Below are 16,863 nucleotides of genomic sequence, written 5' to 3'. Positions count from 1 at the left end.
ACTAACGAGTGAGAGGTCAGTGGATGCGGCGGTAGACGCCGGTGAGCACGTCGGCCCAGCCTTCCGCGTCCGGCGAGAACTGGATCTTCAACGAATAGGAATTGTCGTCGATGATCTCGTAGACGTGGCGCGCATTGCCGCGGAGCGAGCCGCGCACCAGCGTCAGGGTCTTGCCGACCCAGCCGCCGGAGGCGGGCGAGGGCGGCGTGTAGCCGAGCGAGTCGTACCAGAACAATTTGTAGGTCCGATCGTCGCGGTCGTAGGTGAAGATGCCGTGAGTGGCGAAGACCTGCTTGCCGTCGCGCATCTGGACCGAGTCCTGGATCAGATAGAACCCGTTGAGCTCCAACCGCGCGACGACGTGAGAGGTGGCCGGTCCGCCCTCCGTCCAGCGCGACGGGAAGACCATCTCTTCACCATCCCATTCGCCGGCAAACGCGGCGAGGCGCGCGTGCTCGGGGAGCGGAGATGATGCGGCGAGATGGTCCTGGGCCATGACCTTAGCCTCCCTTGACGGCCTTCACGATCTTCTGCGCGGCGTCGTCGAGATTGTCGGCCGGCACCACATTCAGGCCGGATTCACGGATGATCTTCTTGCCGAGCTCGACATTGGTGCCTTCGAGGCGCACCACCAGCGGCACGCTGAGACCGACCTCGCGGACGGCGGCTGTGACGCCCTCGGCGATCACGTCGCACTTCATGATGCCGCCGAAGATGTTGACCAGAATGCCCTTCACGTTGGGGTCCGCGGTGATGATCTTGAAGGCGGCCGCGACCTTCTCCTTGCTGGCGCTGCCGCCGACGTCGAGGAAGTTGGCCGGCGACATGCCGTAGAGCTTGATGATGTCCATCGTCGCCATGGCGAGACCGGCGCCGTTGACCATGCAGCCGATGTTGCCGTCGAGGGTGACGTAGTTCAGGTCGTATTTCGACGCCTCGATTTCCTTGGCATCTTCCTCGGTCTCGTCGCGCAGGGCGAGCACCTCGGGATGACGGAACAGCGCGTTGTCGTCGAACGAGACCTTGGCGTCGAGCACGCGGAGCTGGCCCTGCTTGGTCACGACCAGCGGGTTGATCTCCAGCATCGACATGTCCTTGGCGACGAAGGCGGCGTAGAGCTGCGCGGTGAGCTTTTCGGCCTGCTTGGCGAGATCGCCTGATAGCTTCAGCGCCTTCGCCACCGTGCGGCCGTGATGGCCCATGACGCCGGTCGCGGGATCGACCGAGAAGGTGACGATCTTCTCAGGGCTGTTGTGCGCGACCTCCTCGATGTTGACGCCGCCCTCGGTCGACACCACGAAGGAGACGCGCGAGGTCTCGCGATCGACCAGGATCGAGAGGTAGAATTCCTTGTCGATGTCGGAGCCGTCCTCGATGTAGAGGCGGTTGACCTGCTTGCCGGCGGGACCGGTTTGCACGGTCACCAGCGTCGCGCCCAGCATCTGCTTGGCGAATTCGGAGACCTCGGCGGCCGACTTGGCGATGCGGACGCCGCCCTTGTCGCCGGCGCTGGCTTCCTTGAATTTGCCTTTACCGCGGCCGCCGGCATGGATCTGGCTCTTCACGACCCAGACCGGACCCGGCAGCGCCTTGGCGGCGGCTTCCGCGTCGGCCGGCTTGAGGACGGGCACGCCCTTGGAAATTGGCACGCCGAACTCATTCAGCAGCGCTTTGGCCTGGTACTCATGAATATTCATATGGTCGCTCCCTGAACCCGCGGGCGGTGACCTCAAGGGCCCACCTCAGTCTTGTGGCTGGCATACCATATACCACAGGAACTGCAACCCGGATTCTTTGACTTCGAGATCTCTGGACTGCCGAACCGGAAAGCCCGGCACGATGCGCGGGCCCCGGAAACGGAACCGCCGAAGACCGGTTTTCGGACTTCGGCGGGAATTGCTGGCGCTTAGCGGCCGAGAAGATCGGGGGCGATCTTCTTGCAGGCGTCGACGAGGCCCTGCACCGCGCCGACCGACTTGTCGAAGGCCTCGCGGTCCTTGCCGGCGAGTTCGATCTCGACCACACGCTCGACGCCCTTGGAGCCGATCACGACGGGCACGCCGACATACATATCCTTCACGCTGTACTCGCCGTTCAGGTAGGCGGCGCAGGGCAGCACACGCTTCTTGTCCTTCAGATAGCTCTCGGCCATGGCGATCGCGGACGCCGCCGGGGCGTAGAAGGCCGAGCCGGTCTTGAGCAGATTGACGATCTCGGCGCCGCCGTTGCGGGTGCGGTCGACGATCTCGTCGAGACGCGCCTGCGAGGTCCAGCCCATCTTGACGAGGTCGGGCAGCGGGATGCCGGCGACGGTGGAGTACTTCACCAGCGGCACCATGGTGTCGCCATGGCCGCCGAGCACGAAGGCGGTGACGTCCTCGACGGAGACGTTGAACTCATCGGCCAGGAAGTAGCGGAAGCGTGCCGAATCCAGCACGCCGGCCATGCCGACGACCTTCTTGTGCGGCAAGCCCGAGGCCTTCTGCAGTGCCCAGACCATCGCGTCGAGCGGGTTGGTGATGCAGATGACGAAGGCGTCGGGGGCGTACTTCTTGATGCCGGCGCCGACCTGCTCCATGACCTTGAGGTTAATGGAGAGGAGGTCGTCGCGGCTCATGCCGGGCTTGCGCGGCACGCCGGCGGTGACGATGCAGACCTTTGCGTTGTCGAGCGCCTCGTAGGAGTTCGCACCGGCATAATGCGCGTCAAAACCGTCGACCGGGGAGGACTGCGCAATGTCGAGCGCCTTGCCCTGCGGCACACCCTCGGCGATGTCGAACATCACGACGTCGCCCAGTTCTTTCAGGCCGATGAGGTGAGCCAGCGTTCCGCCGATCTGACCGGAGCCAATCAAAGCAATCTTGTCGCGCGCCATGTGAGCCTGTCCTTTAGACACGTAAGGAGGGAAAACTGAGACGGGTGGTTATCCCTTTCGCCTCCCCCGTTCAAGTCGGTGGACGCCCAATTGTCGAGCTTGCCGCGATTCCGGCCAGCAGCCTCTAAGCCGTCATTCCGGGGCGCCTGCGCCATTGCGCGGGCGAACCCGGATCTCGAAATTGTAGCGCGAGATTCCGGGTTCGCGCTGGCGCGCGCCCCGGAATGACCGGAGGATAGAAATAGGACTTAAGTCTCTACCAGACCCTTGGTCGAGCCGCTGGCGGTGGAATCTTTGCGGCCGTGAGGCAACGCCAGATAGGATTCCGAGCTCATCTCGATCAGGCGTGACGCGGTCCGGTTGAACTCGTTGGCCTCGTTGCCTTCGGTCGCAAGGTACAGCGCGATCGGGTTGGCATCGGCCGAGGCCATCAGCTTCACCGCATTGTCATAGAGCGTGTCGATCAGCGTGATGAAGCGCTTGGCGGCGTTGCGCTGAGAGACGTCCATCACTGGAATATGGTCGACCAGGATCGTGTGATAGTCCTGCGCGAGCCTGAGGTAGTCCGATGCCCCAAGCGGCTTCTCGCAGAGATCGGCGAACGAGAATCGCGCGATGCCATGGGCCGAGCATGGTACGTGCAGGATGCGTCCCTTGATTGAGATGTCGCGCGGCTTGCATCTGGCGCCGCCGCTCATCTTCGACCAGGCGCGGTCGAGCGCGGCATCCGCATCGGCATCTGCCGGTGTCAGCCACATCGGCACGCCCTGAAGCTTCTCCAGGCGGAAATCGGTGCGCGCGTCGAGCCGCGCAACGTCCATGTGATCGGTGATCTGCTTGATGAAGGGCAGGAACAGCGACCGGTTCAGGCCGCCCTTGTAGAGATCGTCGGGCGCGACGTTCGAGGTCGCGACCACGACGGTGCCGAGCTCGAACAATTTTGCGAACAGACGGCCGAGGATCATCGCGTCGGCGATGTCGGTGACGTGGAATTCGTCGAAGCAGAGCAGCCAGCTCTCCTCGAAGATCGCACTCGCGGTTAGCGCGATGACGTCGCCGTCGGCGATCTCGCCGCGCGCGATGCTCTGGCGATAATCGTAGATGCGCTCATGCGCCTCCGCCATGAACTCGTGGAAATGCGCGCGGCGCTTGTGCTCGACCGAGGAATGCTGAAAGAACAGGTCCATCAGCATGGTCTTGCCGCGGCCGACCTCGCCATGGATGTAGAGTCCGCGCGGCGCCTCGTCCTTGTCGCTGCTGAACAGGCGGCTGAGCAGACCCTGCTTGCGCGCGGGCTTGTAAGCCGCGAGCCGCTGGTCGAGCGCTGCATAGGCTTCGGCGATTTCGGCCTGCGCGGCATCAGGCTCGATCGCCCCGGAGGCGATCTGGGCTTGATAGGCTTCGCGGAATGAGGAACTGGGGGTCGAGAGCATGGCCCTTTCCGCCAGAGAAGGACGGAAATTGCAAGCCGTGAATTGGTGGACGGGGTATGCGGATTCGTGTCCCGGACGCGCTGGGCCGGGACCCACTGTTTCGTTCATCGCCAAATTTCGTTCAACGCGGAGCGCGGGGCCCCGGCTCTACGGCCGGGGCACAAGAGCGACCTACGCACACAGCTCGTAGGCGTCCTCGACGACATACGGGCCGCCGCCGGTGGAGGCGCGGGATGAGAAGAGAACAAAACGCTCCGCCATGAACGCCTTGCTCGGGAAGTAGCCGCGCAGCGAGAGATAGTCGGCAACGTCGCGATCGGAGGCGTCGTGCAGCCGGGCCAGCGTGACATGCGGGATGAACTTGCGGCCTTCAGGGTCGAGACCGATCCGCTGCATCATCCGTTCGAGCTCGGCCTGCAATTCCATCAGCGGCTTGCTCGGCGCGATCGTCGCAACGACTGCCCGCGGTTTGCGGCCGCCAAAACTCGTGAGGCCCTGCACCTTCACCTCGAACGGCTTGCGGTCGACGCGAAACAGCATCGAGGCGATCTCGTTGGCGGAGACACCGTCGATATCGCCGATGAAGCGCAAGGTGACGTGATAATTTTCGGGATCGATCCAGCGGGCGCCGGGAAGGCCGCCCCTCAAGTTGGAAAGCGACTGGCCGATCTCGGCCGGAATTTCCAGACCCGTGAACAAACGCGGCATCGTTTCGCACTCCCGATGCTTGGGTACAGCCCTCAAGGCAAGGACGGTATCCAAATTAGAGCCGGCGACGAATCACCGGTACCCTGATTCCTATCGCAGTTGTGTGACTCTGCGAAGCTTGGCCAACCTCACCCCGGTAAAACCCTGGGAATTACGGTTAGCATTGCCTGCTTTTCAACGCCGTTGCTCAGCGATCGTGCCAATGAATGCCTCCACCGTAGGCATGATCCTGTCGACGATGATGTCGACGCCGCCCGCGGTCGGATGGATGCCGTCGGCTTGGTTGAGCTTGGCGTCGGCGGCGACGGCGTCGAGAAAGAACGGATAGAGCGGCACGTCGAATTTCTTCGCCAGATCCGGATAAATCGAATTGAAGCGCGCGGCATAATCTGCGCCGTAATTCGGCGGCGCCAGCATGCCGCACAGCATCACCGCGATCTTGCGTCCCTTGAGCCGCTGGATGATGTCGCTGAGCGCGGCGCGCGTCAAATCGGGATCGATGCCCCGCAACGCGTCGTTGGCGCCGAGTTCGACGATGACGCCCTCGGTTCCTTCAGGCACCGACCAGTCCAGCCGATCGCGGCCGCCGGAGGAGGTGTCGCCGGACACCCCGGCATTGACCATGTCGACCGTTATGCCTTTGGCTTGCAAGGCTTTTTGGAGTTTCGTCGGGAATGCCTCCTGGGCCGGCAGGCCGAGACCAGCGCTCAAGGAATCGCCCAGCACGACGAGCTTGATCGGCTTCTGCCCCCCGGCCGAAGCCGTCGTGACGACCGTCATCAAAGCGAGCATCAACACGGCTATGTGCATGAACAATCCGTAACGCCTCTCGACCGCGCCAGCGGAGTTGCCATATGACCGGACCATGGACACTCGCATCGAAACCTCTTCGCTCGCCGGCACCGCGCCGGACACCATCGCCATCTCCAACGTCAATCTCTCATTGGGCACGGGTGCGGCACGCGTTCACATCCTCAAGGATATCAGCCTGCGTGTGGGCCGCAGCGAAACGATCGGCCTGATCGGCCCGTCAGGCTCGGGCAAATCCACGCTGCTGATGGTGATGGCGGGGCTGGAGCGTCCTGATAGCGGAGAGGTGGTGGTCAATGGTACGCCTTTCAATGCCCTCGACGAGGACGCGCTGGCCCGCTTCCGCGGCCGCCAGGTCGGCATCGTCTTCCAATCCTTCCATCTGATCCCGACCATGACGGCGCTGGAGAACGTTGCGGTGCCGCTCGAGCTCGCCGGCAATCCGGACGCCGCCAGGCGTGCGGCGCAGGAGCTGCAATCGGTCGGGCTCGGCGATCGATTGCATCATTATCCGACGCAGCTTTCCGGCGGCGAGCAGCAGCGCGTTGCGCTCGCGCGCGCGCTGGCGCCCGATCCCGCCATCCTCGTCGCCGACGAGCCGACCGGCAATCTGGATGAGGCCACCGGACAGCAGATCGTCGATCTCCTGTTCAGCAAGCATGCCGAGCGCGGCATGACGCTGGTGCTGGTCACGCACGATTCCTCGCTCGCGCACCGCTGCGATCGCGTGATCCGCCTGCGCTCCGGGCGCATCGACACCCAGACTGCGCCGGCATGAGCACGGCTGCCGAACCGTTGGCGAGGCCTAATGGCGTCGCGCTCTCGCTGCGCTACGCATTGCGCGAATTGCGCGGCGGCCTGCGCGGCTTCTACGTCTTCATCGCCTGCATCGCGCTCGGCGTGATGGCGATCGCCGGCGTCGGCTCGGTCTCGGCGAGCCTCTCCGACGGTCTTGCCCGCGAAGGCCGCACCCTGCTCGGCGGCGACGTTTCGTTCGTGCTGTTCCAGCGCGAGGCCAAGCCGGAAGAAGTCGCCTTCCTGCGCTCGCGCGGCACCGTGTCGACCGCCGCGACCTTGCGCGGCATGGCGCGCTCGACGGACGGCAAGCTGGCGCTGGTCGAGATGAAGGCGGTCGACGACAGCTATCCGATGCTCGGCCAGCTGAAACTTGCGCCGCCGCTGCCGATGTCCGAGCTGCTGGCGATGCGCGACGGCGCGTTCGGCGCTGCCGCCGATCCGACGCTGCTGGCGCGGCTGTCGCTCAAGACCGGCGACCGCGTCACCATCGGCTCGGCGACGTTCGAGATCCGCAGCACCGTCGAGGCCGAACCGGACAAGCTCGCCGGCGGCATCGGCTTCGGCCCGCGCTTCCTGATCAGCGAGGCGGGCCTGCACGCCACCGGCCTGATCCAGCCGGGCAGCCTGGTTCGCTGGGTCTACCGGGTGAAGCTGCCTGACGCCGCCAACAACGAACGCGCCACCGAGACTTTCATCACCGATGCGCGCAATGCCGCGCCGCAGGCCGGCTGGGAGATCCGCAGCCGCTCCAACGCCTCGCCGCAGCTCGAGCGCAACATCAATCGTTTCACCCAATTCCTAACGCTGGTCGGGCTCGCCGCGCTGCTGGTCGGCGGCGTCGGGGTTGCCAATGCCGTGAAGAGTCATATCGACCGGAAGCTCGAGGTGATCGCGGCCTTCAAAGCCGTCGGCGCCACGGGCCGCGACGTGTTCGGCATCTATCTCGCGCAGGTGATCCTGCTCGCTGCGATCGGCTCGGCGATCGGCCTTGCGCTCGGCGCCGCGATGCCCTTCGCCATCGTCGGCCTGTTCGGCAAGCTGTTGCCGCTGCCGGTCGTGCCGGCCGTGCATGCCGACGAGCTCGCGTTGTCCTTCATCTATGGCCTGCTCACCGCGCTGGCCTTCGGCCTCTGGCCGCTCGGCCGCGTCCACGACGTGCCCGTGGCCGCGCTGTTCCGCGACACCATCAGCTCCGAATGGCACCGGCCGCGCCTGGGCTACCTCGTGTTCATGGGCGTTGTGATCGTCCTGCTCGTTGCCGTCGTGATCGGTCTCTCATTCGACAAGCGCATCGCCGCGGTGTTCGTGGCGTCCTCCATCGTCGTGTTCGCCCTGCTGCGCGGCATCGCCGCCTTGCTGATGGCCATCGCTCGGCGGCTGCCGCGAACGCAGCTGCCGATGCTGCGGCTCGCCATCGCCAACATCCACCGGCCGGGCGCGCTGACGCCGTCCGTCGTGCTGTCGCTGGGGCTCGGGCTCGCCGTGCTTGTCACCATCACCCAGATCGACGGCAATTTGCGTCGGCAGTTTCTGGCCGCGCTCCCCGATCAGGCGCCATCGTTCTTCTTCATCGACATCCCGAGCGCGCAAGCCGAGCAGTTCGACGGTTATCTGCGCCAGATCGCTCCCGGCGCCAAGGTCGAGGACGTGCCGATGCTGCGCGGCCGCATCGTCGGCGCGCGCGGGTTGCGCGCCGAGGAGCTCAAGCCCTCCACCGATTCCGAATGGGTGCTGCAGAGCGACCGTGGCCTGACCTACACCGGCGAGCTGCCGAAGGGTTCCAAGGTGGTCGAGGGCGAATGGTGGAGCGCCGACTATTCCGGCCCGCCGCTGGTCTCGATGGAAAAGAAGATTGCTGACGGTCTCGGCCTCAAGCTTGGCGACGAGGTCGTGGTCAACGTGCTCGGCCGCGACATCCCGGCTAAAATCGGCAATCTGCGCACCATCGACTGGCAGGGCCTCGGTATCAACTTCGTCCTTGTGTTCTCGCCCAACGCCTTCAAGGGCGCGCCGCATACCCATATCGCAACGTTGACTGAAGCCGACGGCAATGCTGCGGGCGACGGCCAGATCATCAAGCAGGTGGCGGATGCCTATCCGATGGTGACCAGCGTGCGCGTGCGCGAGGTGATGGAGACGGTCGGCTCGGTGGTGACCAACCTGGCGCTGGCGATCCGCGGCGCCAGCGCCGTGACCCTGATCTCGGCGATCCTGGTGCTCGGCGGGGCGCTCGCCGCTGGTCATCGCCACCGGGTCTATGATGCGGTGATCCTGAAGACGCTGGGCGCGACGCGGCTGCGGCTGCTCGGCGCCTATGCACTCGAATACCTCCTGATCGGGCTCGCCACCGCCTTGTTCGGCGTGATCGCCGGCAGCATCGCGGCCTGGATGATCGTGACGCGGCTGATGACGCTGAGTTTCGTCTGGCAGGCCGGCAGCGCGGCCGGCGTGGTCGCGGCCGCGCTCGTCGTCACGGTCGGGCTCGGGCTCGCCGGCACGTTGCTGGCATTGAACAAAAAGCCCGCGACGGTGTTGCGGAATTTGTGACAAAAGGTAGCGGCTGACCGCGCGGGAGCGGAATCGCACGATTCCTGCGGTTAACCACGTCCTCCCGTCAGGATTGTGGCCGAGGGCGACATTCGGCCGCGCGTGGACGGTTGCGGTGAATGTGTTAGTTTCCCACATATCGAGTGGGTTCGGAGCCCCGATTGTGAGCCAGAATTTAGTCGGCTGGCATCGGTATCCGAGATAGAACTGACGAACCGGCGGCATGGCGACCCTCGTGCCGGACCGGACCAACCAACGGGAATTCGACCATGTCGGACCTAGACCGTAACTACGCTTCTCCTTTCGGCAGGGCCGCCGGGCGTGTTGACGCCGCGACGGTCGATGCCGGCCTGCGCGCCTATATGCTGCGCATCTACAATTACATGAGCATTGGCCTGGCCATCACGGGCCTGGCGGCGCTCGGCGTCTACATGGCCGCCGTGACGGATGTCCCGACGCCGGAAGCCGTCCGCGTCGGCAAGCTGTTCCTGACGCCGTTCGGCTACGCGATGTTCGTGAGCCCCCTGAAGTGGCTGTTCATGCTGGCGCCGCTCGCGATGGTGTTCGTGATCTCGGCGGGCATCAACCGTCTGGCACCCTCGACTGCCCAGATCCTGTTCTGGGTTTTCTCGGCGCTGATGGGCATCTCGCTGTCGTCGATCTTCCTGGTGTTCACGCACACCTCGATCGTGCGGGTGTTCTTCATCACCGCAGCCACCTTCGGTGCGCTGAGCCTCTACGGCTACACCACCAAGCGTGACCTGACTGGCATGGGCTCGTTCCTGTTCATGGGCCTGATCGGCATCGTCATCGCGAGCCTGGTCAACCTGTTCCTGGCGAGCTCGATGCTGCAGTTCATCGTGTCGGTGGTCGGCGTGCTGGTGTTTGCGGGCCTCACCGCCTGGGATACCCAGCGGCTGAAGAACGACTACATCTACGGCTACGCCTCGGCCGGCGGTGACATCGCAGAGCGTGCGGCCATCACCGGCGCGCTATCGCTGTACCTGAACTTCATCAACCTGTTCACGCTGCTGTTGCAGCTCCTCGGCCAGCGCGATTAAGCGATAGGCTGAGAGAACGACATCAGCCCCGGCCGAAAGGCCGGGGTTTTTGTTTGGGGCAGATGTCGTCACATACCCGGTGTCGTCGCCCGCCACCGGGTCTCGCCTTTGGCGGGCCCGATGACGGGCTCCGGCGGGCGATCCAGTATCCAGAGACGTTCGTGATAAGCCGAGGAGCCGCGGCGTACTGGATGCCCCGCCCCCGTGCGCAATTGCGCACTAGGCGGGGCATGACAGCGGAGAAGATCGAGGCTGCTGCGCCTGCAATGACGGCTGGGAAGCAGCCCTGCCCTCTTCCAGCGGCCGCGGGAAGGCTCTAATCTTGCCGCCATGTCCGCACCCGAAATCAGGCCCGCGCTCGAGGCCGATCTTCCCGCCATCACCGCCATTTACCAGCAGGCCGTCCGCGAGGGCACCGCGACGTTCGAGTTGGAGCCGCCCGATGTTGCCGAGATGACGCGCCGCTATCGCGCACTGATCGACGGCGGCTATCCCTATTTCGTGGCGATCCTTGATCGTCGCGTCGCCGGCTATGCCTATGCCGGTGCCTACCGGCCGCGGCCGGCCTACCGCTTCACGGTGGAGAATTCGATCTATCTCGATCCCTCGTTCCACCGCCGCGGTGTCGGCTCTCTGCTGCTGGAGCGGCTGATCACCGAATGCGAGGCGCGCGGCTTTCGGCAGATGATCGCGGTGATCGGCGATTCCGCCAATGCCGGCTCGATCGGCGTTCACGCCAAGAGCGGCTTCAAGATGATCGGCACGCATCCCAATGTCGGGCTGAAATTCGGCCGCTGGCTCGATACGGTGATGATGCAGCGCGCCCTCGGCGAGGGTGCAAGCACGGTGCCGGGGAAGTAGGCGCGTTGCGCCCACCCGACGCCGCCTACACCACCGCCAGCTTGCGATCGATCACCAGCAGCACGCGCTCGAGCTCGTGACCGCGGCGCAGGATCAGGCCGGTCGCCGAGATCACGCTGTACATGCCCTGCTTGCGCGCGAGCCGCGGGTCCTTCTCGATGCGATAGATCGGCACTTCCGAGGCGCGGCGATAGACCGAGAACACGGCGCGGTCCTTCAGGAAGTCGATGGCGTAGTCGCGCCACTCGCCGTCGGCGACCATGCGGCCATAGAGATTGAGAATCCGGTGCAGTTCGAGGCGGTTGAACGTCACCCGGTTCGGCAGCGGCGTCGCAGCGGCGGGGCGCGTCGCCGCGCGCTGCTCGCTCGGAGCGGCATCCTCCGACATCAGACTCATGGGAAGCGCCTCCTGATCGCGCGACATGACCCCGCATCCCCGAAGACCGTCCCGGGAACTGCGCTCATGACAATTGCATGATCGCGCCAACCGTACCGCGCCGCAAGGGGCTCCCTTGCTCAACCAATGGAATCGGTTGCGGATCCGAACACACGCAGCGGTGGAACTCTGTCGCGGCAAACCGTCACGGCATCGTTAGCAGGAATCATAGTATCGCCGCTTTTCCGCCTAGCGACTGCCGCCCTGCATTGCGAAAAGACTTACGTGCGTTGACCCGGTCCTTCGGTTCCGGATTCCTCAGCCCCCAGCCCCCCGGGGTCGACAGGATCGGGTCTGTACGCACGGCAAGGAGGGCCAACGCAAGTTGGTCCTTTTTTGTTTGGATCGGGATGTTCCTGGTCCTGCGAACTTGTCTCTGATTCGCACTCTATGATCCGCACAAAAGCTGTCTCTCCTCATCCTGAAGGCCGCGCTCTTGCGCGGCGTCTCGAAGGATGGAGGCCCATTGCATCAGCGGGGGGCCTTTCATGGTTCGAGACGCGCGCAAGGGCGCGCTCCTCACCATGAGGATTGAAAGCAGAGTACGACGCCAAGAAATCAGTGCAGCGACGTGTACGCCGCGCCCAGCATCGGGCCCGGCTTCTCTCGGCTGCCATCCTGGACATAGACCACCGCGCCGTCGACGCCATCGCGCGTGAGATTCTCGATCGGCACCGTCCAGCTTTCCGGACGGCCGGTCCAGTCGCCGACCTTCAGCAGGTTGCGTACGACGTTGTGATAGGTGACCTGCTGTCCGCGATTTTCGCCGCGGGTGATCGTGATGGGCACCGACTTGGCGATCGAGCAGATCCAGACCTCGCCATGCGAGACCGTGGGCTCGTTGCTCCCGGCCACCGAGACGTTGATCTGCTTGCCCGCAAGCGACATCGTCACCGGCACGCTCATCACTCCCGTGCCCTTGTCGGTCTTACCGATTGCATTCTCGATGCCGGTCCGATCGCTGCCGATGACATGGGTCGAGCCATTGACGACGACCTGCGGCGTGTAGACCTCACGGTCGCCGCGCACGCGCGAGTAGGCACGCTGCCGTGCAGAGAAGCGTGAATCCGCCAGCGTGTCCTTCCAGCCGAGATAGTCCCAATAGTCGATCGGCATGCTCAACGCGATGACCGAGGGATCTTTGGACAGATCGCCGATGATCTTGTCGGCGGGCGGACAGGACGAGCAACCCTGCGAGGTAAACAATTCGACAACGGCGCGGGGATCAGCCTCGGCGGGGCGGATGACGGCGACGATCGCACAGATGCCGAGAGCACCCGACCAGAGGGCACTGGACCAACGTGAAACCGGATGAGAAGCCGTCATTGTTGTCATGTCGAACGCCGCACACCATTGCTTGTGAGAGGGAATCTTATCGCCTGATGGTCACCGTAGTCTTACGGGGCGCGGCACATTCGTCCTTCCAGGCAACCGTCCAGGAGGAGGTTTTCCACCGGCCGGGCCCATCCGAAACGTGCCGCAAACGCGCGAAGGCGGCCTTTTGATAGGCCGCCTTCGTTCAGGCTTCTACTCACTTCGCAGTGAGCCATCGTTCACAAATCCGCGCTTAGGCCGCGAGCTTGCGCAGCACGTAGTGCAGAATGCCGCCGTTGCGGTAGTAGTCGAGCTCGTCCAGCGTATCGATGCGGCAAAGCAGCGAAACGCGCTGCAATGAACCGTCGCCGGAGACGATCTCGGCGGTCAGCTTCTGGCGCGGCTTGAGGTCGCCGACGAGGCCGCGCAGCGTGACCTTCTCGTCGCCCTTGAGACCCAGCGACTGCCACGAGGTGCCCTCCTCGAAGGTCAGCGGCAGCACGCCCATGCCGACCAAGTTCGAGCGGTGGATGCGCTCGAAGCTCTGGCAAATCACCGCGCGAACGCCGAGCAGGCGCGTGCCCTTTGCGGCCCAGTCGCGCGAGGAGCCGTTGCCATATTCGGCGCCGGCGAACACCACCAGCGGCACCTTCTCTTCCTGGTACTTCATCGCGGCGTCGTAGATCGACATCTGCTCGCCGTCGGGCCAGTGCTTGGTCAGACCGCCTTCCGGAATGTTGCCGTCGGCGCCCTTCAGCATGAAGTTCTTGATGCGAATGTTGGCGAAGGTGCCGCGCATCATGACTTCGTGGTTGCCGCGGCGCGTGCCGTACTGGTTGAAGTCGGCAGGGCGCACCTGGTGCTCGCTGAGATATTTGCCCGCGGGCGAGGTGAGCTTGATCGAGCCGGCCGGCGAGATGTGGTCGGTGGTGATCTTGTGGCCGAACATGGCGAGGATGCGCGCCTCGACGATGTCGGTGACCGGCTCCGGCTCCTTCTTCATGCCGTCGAAGTATGGCGGGTTCTGCACGTAGGTCGAGCTCATGTTCCAGCGATAGGTCTCGCTCTCGACCGTCTTGATCTTGCGCCAGTTGGTGTCGCCCTTGAACACGTCGGCATACTTCTTCTTGAAGATCGACGCGGTCACGAACCTCTTCATGAAGGCGTTGATTTCTTTCGTCGTCGGCCAGATGTCCTTCAGGTACACCGCCTTGCCGTCCTTGCCTTCGCCGAGCGGCTCGGTGGCGAGGTTCTTGGTCACGCTGCCCGCGAGCGCGTAGGCGACGACCAGCGGCGGCGAGGCCAGATAGTTCGCCTGCACGTCCGGCGAGACGCGGCCCTCGAAATTGCGGTTGCCGGAGAGCACGGCGGCCGCGACGATGCCGTTGTCGTTGATCGACTTCGAGATCTCCTCCGGCAGCGGACCGGAATTGCCGATGCAGGTGGTGCAGCCGAAGCCGACCAGGTTGAAGCCGACCTTGTCGAGGTCGGCCTGAAGGCCGGAATTGGCGAGATATTCCGCGACTACCTGGCTGCCCGGGGCAAGCGAGGTCTTCACCCACGGCTTCGCCTTGAGGCCCTTCGCTGCCGCATTGCGTGCGAGCAGGCCGGCCCCGATCAGGACGCTCGGATTCGAGGTGTTGGTGCACGAGGTGATCGCGGCGATCACGACGTCGCCATGGCCGAGATCGAAATTCTTGCCTTCGACGGGGAAGCGCTTCGCAGGCTCCTCGGCCTTCTTGTACTCGCTGCTGAGCGCGAGCGAAAAGCCTTCCGCGACCGTGGGCAGCGCAATGCGGCCTTCGGGGCGCTTCGGGCCGGCCAGCGACGGCACGACGTCGCCGAGGTCGAGCGTCAGCGTTTCCGTGAACAGCGGGTCGGGCGATTTGGCGGTGCGGAAGAGCCCTTGCGCCTTCGCATAGGCCTGCACCAGCGCAACGCGCGCCGAGGCCCGGCCGGAGGTCTTGAGATAGTCGAGCGCGGCGGCGTCGACCGGGAAGAAGCCGCAGGTCGCGCCATACTCAGGGGCCATGTTGGCGATGGTCGCCTTGTCGGCGACGGAGAGATGGTCGAGACCGGGGCCGAAGAACTCGACGAACTTGCCGACGACGCCGAGCTTGCGCAGCATCTGCGTCACGGTCAGCACAAGGTCGGTCGCGGTGACGCCCTCCTTCAGCGCGCCCTTCAGCTTGAAGCCGACGACGTTGGGCAGCAGCATCGACAGCGGCTGGCCGAGCATGCAGGCTTCCGCCTCGATGCCGCCGACGCCCCAGCCGAGCACGGCCAGGCCGTTGACCATGGTGGTGTGGGAATCGGTGCCGACCAGCGAGTCGGGATAAGCGACCTCGAAGGTGCCGGTCTTCTTGCCGACCGTCATCTTTTCCTTCTTGGTCCAGACCGTCTGGGCCAGATATTCCAGATTGACCTGGTGGCAGATGCCGGTGCCGGGCGGCACGACGGAGAAGTTCGAGAACGCCTTCTGGCCCCACTTCAGGAACTCATAGCGCTCCTGATTCTGCTTGTATTCCTCGGTGACGTTCTTGCCGAAAGCCTTGTTGTCGCCGAAGAAGTTCACGATCACGGAATGGTCGATGACGAGATCGACGGGGACCAGCGGATTGATCTTCTCCGGCTCGCCGCCGAGCTTCTGCATCGCGTTGCGCATCGCGGCGAGGTCGACCACCGCGGGCACGCCGGTGAAGTCCTGCATCAGGACGCGCGCCGGGCGGAATGCGATCTCATGCTCCAGCGACTTCTTGCGCAGCCATTTCGAGACGGCGACGATGTCTTCTTTCTTGACCGAGCGGCCGTCCTCGTTGCGCAGCAGGTTCTCGAGCAGGACCTTCATCGAATAGGGAAGTTTCGAAATTCCCTTCAGACCATTCTTCTCGGCCGTGGGCAGGCTGTAATAGACATAGGTCTTGGCGCCGACCTTGAGGGTCTTTTTGCATTTGAAGCTGTCGAGCGAGGTCATGTAGGAATCCCAATTGCTAGTTATACCCGGCAGGGTATTTTAACACCGTCAGCGTATCAGGCTGGGCCGCTTGCAGGGGCAGGTTGAGTTGCTGCATCAAGTAGTTCCGGGCTTATAGAAGCTTTCTAACCGCGCCGCCACAGCCACAATCGTGCCGCAGCAATTCGCGAGCCAAAAATTCCCATGCGCTACCCCAAGATTTCCTGAGGCCCGGCTTTGAGCGGGTTGAAACGAAGCGAGATGCGGCTTTCCGGCAGCGGACTCAGATGCGTGCGGGGCGGACGCGAGGTGTTCGCCAGCCTCGATTTTGCGGCCGCCTCGGGCGAAGCCCTGGCGGTCGTCGGCCGCAACGGATCGGGCAAGACTTCGCTGCTGCGGCTGATCGCCGGCCTGCTCATTCCGGCCGGCGGGACGATCGCGCTGGACGGGGGCGATGGCGAGCTGACGCTGCCGGAGCAGTGCCATTATCTCGGCGATCGCGATGCACTGAAGCCGGCGCTGAGTGTGACGGAAAATCTGGCATTCTGGGCTGATTTTCTCGGCGGCGAGCGCTGCGATGCCGCCGAGAGCCTCACCAAGGTCGGCCTCGACCACGCCACCCACCTGCCGGCCGCCTTCCTCTCCGCGGGCCAGCGCCGCCGGTTGTCATTGGCCCGGCTGCTGACGGTGCGCCGCCCGGTCTGGCTGCTGGACGAGCCGACCACGGCGCTGGATGCCGGCGGTCAGAACATGTTTTCCGGATTGATGCGAGAGCACTTGGCAAGCGGCGGCCTCATCATCGCCGCCACCCACGCCCCGCTGGGGATCGACTCGCGCGAGCTGCGGATCGGGGGTATGGCGTGATCGGACCCGACCCTCAGCTTTCCGAGCGGCTGGGCACGGCTCTCTCCATTCCCTCCCCCCTTGTGGGGGAGGGTCCGGGAGGGGGGTGCCACACGGCGCGGCCTTTCGGTTCTAGCGTTGAAGTGGCGAGCGCTCTGTTGCCCGCAGTTCGCTTCCGACGAGCATCCCGCCCGGGGCTACCCCTCTCCCTAGCCCTCCCCCAC

At 64.4% G+C, this 16,863-nt stretch carries 14 protein-coding genes; 5 read left to right on the top strand and 9 right to left on the bottom strand.

The annotated features are described in order from the left end of the window. Positions 1-16: 16 nt before the first annotated feature. From IVA96_RS15325 to IVA96_RS15300, 6 genes are all read right to left on the bottom strand, one after another. The gene (locus IVA96_RS15325; protein ID WP_247281243.1) at positions 17-496 is read right to left on the bottom strand and encodes a DUF1579 family protein; all 480 of its coding nucleotides are present in this window, start codon (positions 494-496) and stop codon (positions 17-19) included. A gap of 4 nt (positions 497-500) precedes the next feature. Further along, on the bottom strand, positions 501-1,697 hold the full coding sequence (gene sucC, locus IVA96_RS15320; protein ID WP_247281244.1) for an ADP-forming succinate--CoA ligase subunit beta: 1,197 nt from the start codon (positions 1,695-1,697) through the stop codon (positions 501-503). Between the two features lie 209 nt (positions 1,698-1,906). Then, a complete protein-coding gene (mdh, locus tag IVA96_RS15315; protein ID WP_247418083.1) occupies positions 1,907-2,875 on the bottom strand; it encodes a malate dehydrogenase in 969 nt (322 codons plus the stop codon). Positions 2,876-3,123: 248 nt separating this feature from the next. Continuing rightward, positions 3,124-4,308 (bottom strand): cell division protein ZapE, encoded by a 1,185-nt coding sequence (gene zapE / locus IVA96_RS15310; RefSeq protein ID WP_247281246.1) that lies wholly within the window; start codon positions 4,306-4,308, stop codon positions 3,124-3,126. Positions 4,309-4,479: 171 nt separating this feature from the next. Then, complete coding sequence (gene thpR, locus IVA96_RS15305) at positions 4,480-5,016, bottom strand: RNA 2',3'-cyclic phosphodiesterase (RefSeq protein ID WP_091893084.1); 537 nt, start codon at positions 5,014-5,016, stop codon at positions 4,480-4,482. Between the two features lie 174 nt (positions 5,017-5,190). Next, positions 5,191-5,826: an arylesterase gene (locus tag IVA96_RS15300; RefSeq protein ID WP_247281247.1), complete on the bottom strand. Its 636-nt coding sequence runs from the start codon at positions 5,824-5,826 to the stop codon at positions 5,191-5,193. Positions 5,827-5,881: 55 nt separating this feature from the next. On the opposite strand from IVA96_RS15300, the gene IVA96_RS15295 reads away from it, so the two are divergent. From IVA96_RS15295 to IVA96_RS15280, 4 genes are all read left to right on the top strand, one after another. Then, positions 5,882-6,604 (top strand): ABC transporter ATP-binding protein, encoded by a 723-nt coding sequence (locus tag IVA96_RS15295; protein WP_247281248.1) that lies wholly within the window; start codon positions 5,882-5,884, stop codon positions 6,602-6,604. Next, positions 6,601-9,171, top strand: coding sequence for an FtsX-like permease family protein (locus IVA96_RS15290; protein WP_247281249.1), 2,571 nt, complete (start codon positions 6,601-6,603; stop codon positions 9,169-9,171). The genes IVA96_RS15295 and IVA96_RS15290 overlap by 4 nt, the downstream gene beginning before the upstream one ends. Positions 9,172-9,440: 269 nt before the next feature. After that, positions 9,441-10,232 (top strand): Bax inhibitor-1/YccA family protein, encoded by a 792-nt coding sequence (locus IVA96_RS15285; protein WP_247281250.1) that lies wholly within the window; start codon positions 9,441-9,443, stop codon positions 10,230-10,232. 330 nt (positions 10,233-10,562) lie between these two features. Then, positions 10,563-11,093, top strand: a complete 531-nt coding sequence (locus tag IVA96_RS15280; protein WP_247281251.1) for a GNAT family N-acetyltransferase — start codon at positions 10,563-10,565, stop codon at positions 11,091-11,093. A 25-nt stretch (positions 11,094-11,118) separates the two neighbouring features. On the opposite strand, the gene IVA96_RS15275 is transcribed toward IVA96_RS15280, so the two are convergent. The 3 genes from IVA96_RS15275 to acnA form a co-directional block, all read right to left on the bottom strand. Further along, positions 11,119-11,490, bottom strand: a complete 372-nt coding sequence (locus IVA96_RS15275) for a DUF2794 domain-containing protein (RefSeq protein ID WP_247281252.1) — start codon at positions 11,488-11,490, stop codon at positions 11,119-11,121. Positions 11,491-12,087: 597 nt separating this feature from the next. Beyond that, a complete protein-coding gene (locus IVA96_RS15270) occupies positions 12,088-12,864 on the bottom strand; it encodes a DUF1223 domain-containing protein (RefSeq protein ID WP_247281253.1) in 777 nt (258 codons plus the stop codon). A gap of 232 nt (positions 12,865-13,096) precedes the next feature. Beyond that, positions 13,097-15,817 (bottom strand): aconitate hydratase AcnA, encoded by a 2,721-nt coding sequence (gene acnA / locus IVA96_RS15265; protein ID WP_247281254.1) that lies wholly within the window; start codon positions 15,815-15,817, stop codon positions 13,097-13,099. A 240-nt stretch (positions 15,818-16,057) separates the two neighbouring features. Here acnA and ccmA point away from each other — a divergent pair, with 240 nt between their 5' ends. Continuing rightward, positions 16,058-16,660 carry a heme ABC exporter ATP-binding protein CcmA gene (gene ccmA / locus IVA96_RS15260; RefSeq protein WP_247281255.1) on the top strand — a complete coding sequence of 201 codons (603 nt, stop codon included), beginning with the start codon at positions 16,058-16,060 and terminating at the stop codon, positions 16,658-16,660. Positions 16,661-16,863 lie beyond the last annotated feature (203 nt).

The sequence above is a fragment of the Bradyrhizobium sp. 159 genome, assembly GCF_023073795.1.
Taxonomy (GTDB): Bacteria; Pseudomonadota; Alphaproteobacteria; order Rhizobiales; family Xanthobacteraceae; genus Bradyrhizobium.
The sequence above is the reverse complement of the archived record's forward strand: the minus strand, read 5'-3'. Positions and strand labels throughout refer to the sequence as shown.

Excerpts from the sequence above, each read along its gene's own strand:
- acnA (WP_247281254.1), bottom strand. The coding sequence starts at position 15,817 with ATGACCTCGCTCGACAGCTTCAAATGCAAAAAGACCCTCAAGGTCGGC.
- mdh (WP_247418083.1), bottom strand. The coding sequence starts at position 2,875 with ATGGCGCGCGACAAGATTGCTTTGATTGGCTCCGGTCAGATCGGCGGA.
- zapE (WP_247281246.1), bottom strand. The coding sequence starts at position 4,308 with ATGCTCTCGACCCCCAGTTCCTCATTCCGCGAAGCCTATCAAGCCCAG.
- IVA96_RS15295 (WP_247281248.1), top strand. The coding sequence starts at position 5,882 with ATGGACACTCGCATCGAAACCTCTTCGCTCGCCGGCACCGCGCCGGAC.
- IVA96_RS15270 (WP_247281253.1), bottom strand. The coding sequence starts at position 12,864 with ATGACAACAATGACGGCTTCTCATCCGGTTTCACGTTGGTCCAGTGCC.
- sucC (WP_247281244.1), bottom strand. The coding sequence starts at position 1,697 with ATGAATATTCATGAGTACCAGGCCAAAGCGCTGCTGAATGAGTTCGGC.
- ccmA (WP_247281255.1), top strand. The coding sequence starts at position 16,058 with ATGCGGCTTTCCGGCAGCGGACTCAGATGCGTGCGGGGCGGACGCGAG.
- IVA96_RS15325 (WP_247281243.1), bottom strand. The coding sequence starts at position 496 with ATGGCCCAGGACCATCTCGCCGCATCATCTCCGCTCCCCGAGCACGCG.
- IVA96_RS15290 (WP_247281249.1), top strand. The coding sequence starts at position 6,601 with ATGAGCACGGCTGCCGAACCGTTGGCGAGGCCTAATGGCGTCGCGCTC.
- thpR (WP_091893084.1), bottom strand. The coding sequence starts at position 5,016 with ATGCCGCGTTTGTTCACGGGTCTGGAAATTCCGGCCGAGATCGGCCAG.
- IVA96_RS15280 (WP_247281251.1), top strand. The coding sequence starts at position 10,563 with ATGTCCGCACCCGAAATCAGGCCCGCGCTCGAGGCCGATCTTCCCGCC.
- IVA96_RS15275 (WP_247281252.1), bottom strand. The coding sequence starts at position 11,490 with ATGAGTCTGATGTCGGAGGATGCCGCTCCGAGCGAGCAGCGCGCGGCG.
- IVA96_RS15285 (WP_247281250.1), top strand. The coding sequence starts at position 9,441 with ATGTCGGACCTAGACCGTAACTACGCTTCTCCTTTCGGCAGGGCCGCC.
- IVA96_RS15300 (WP_247281247.1), bottom strand. The coding sequence starts at position 5,826 with ATGCACATAGCCGTGTTGATGCTCGCTTTGATGACGGTCGTCACGACG.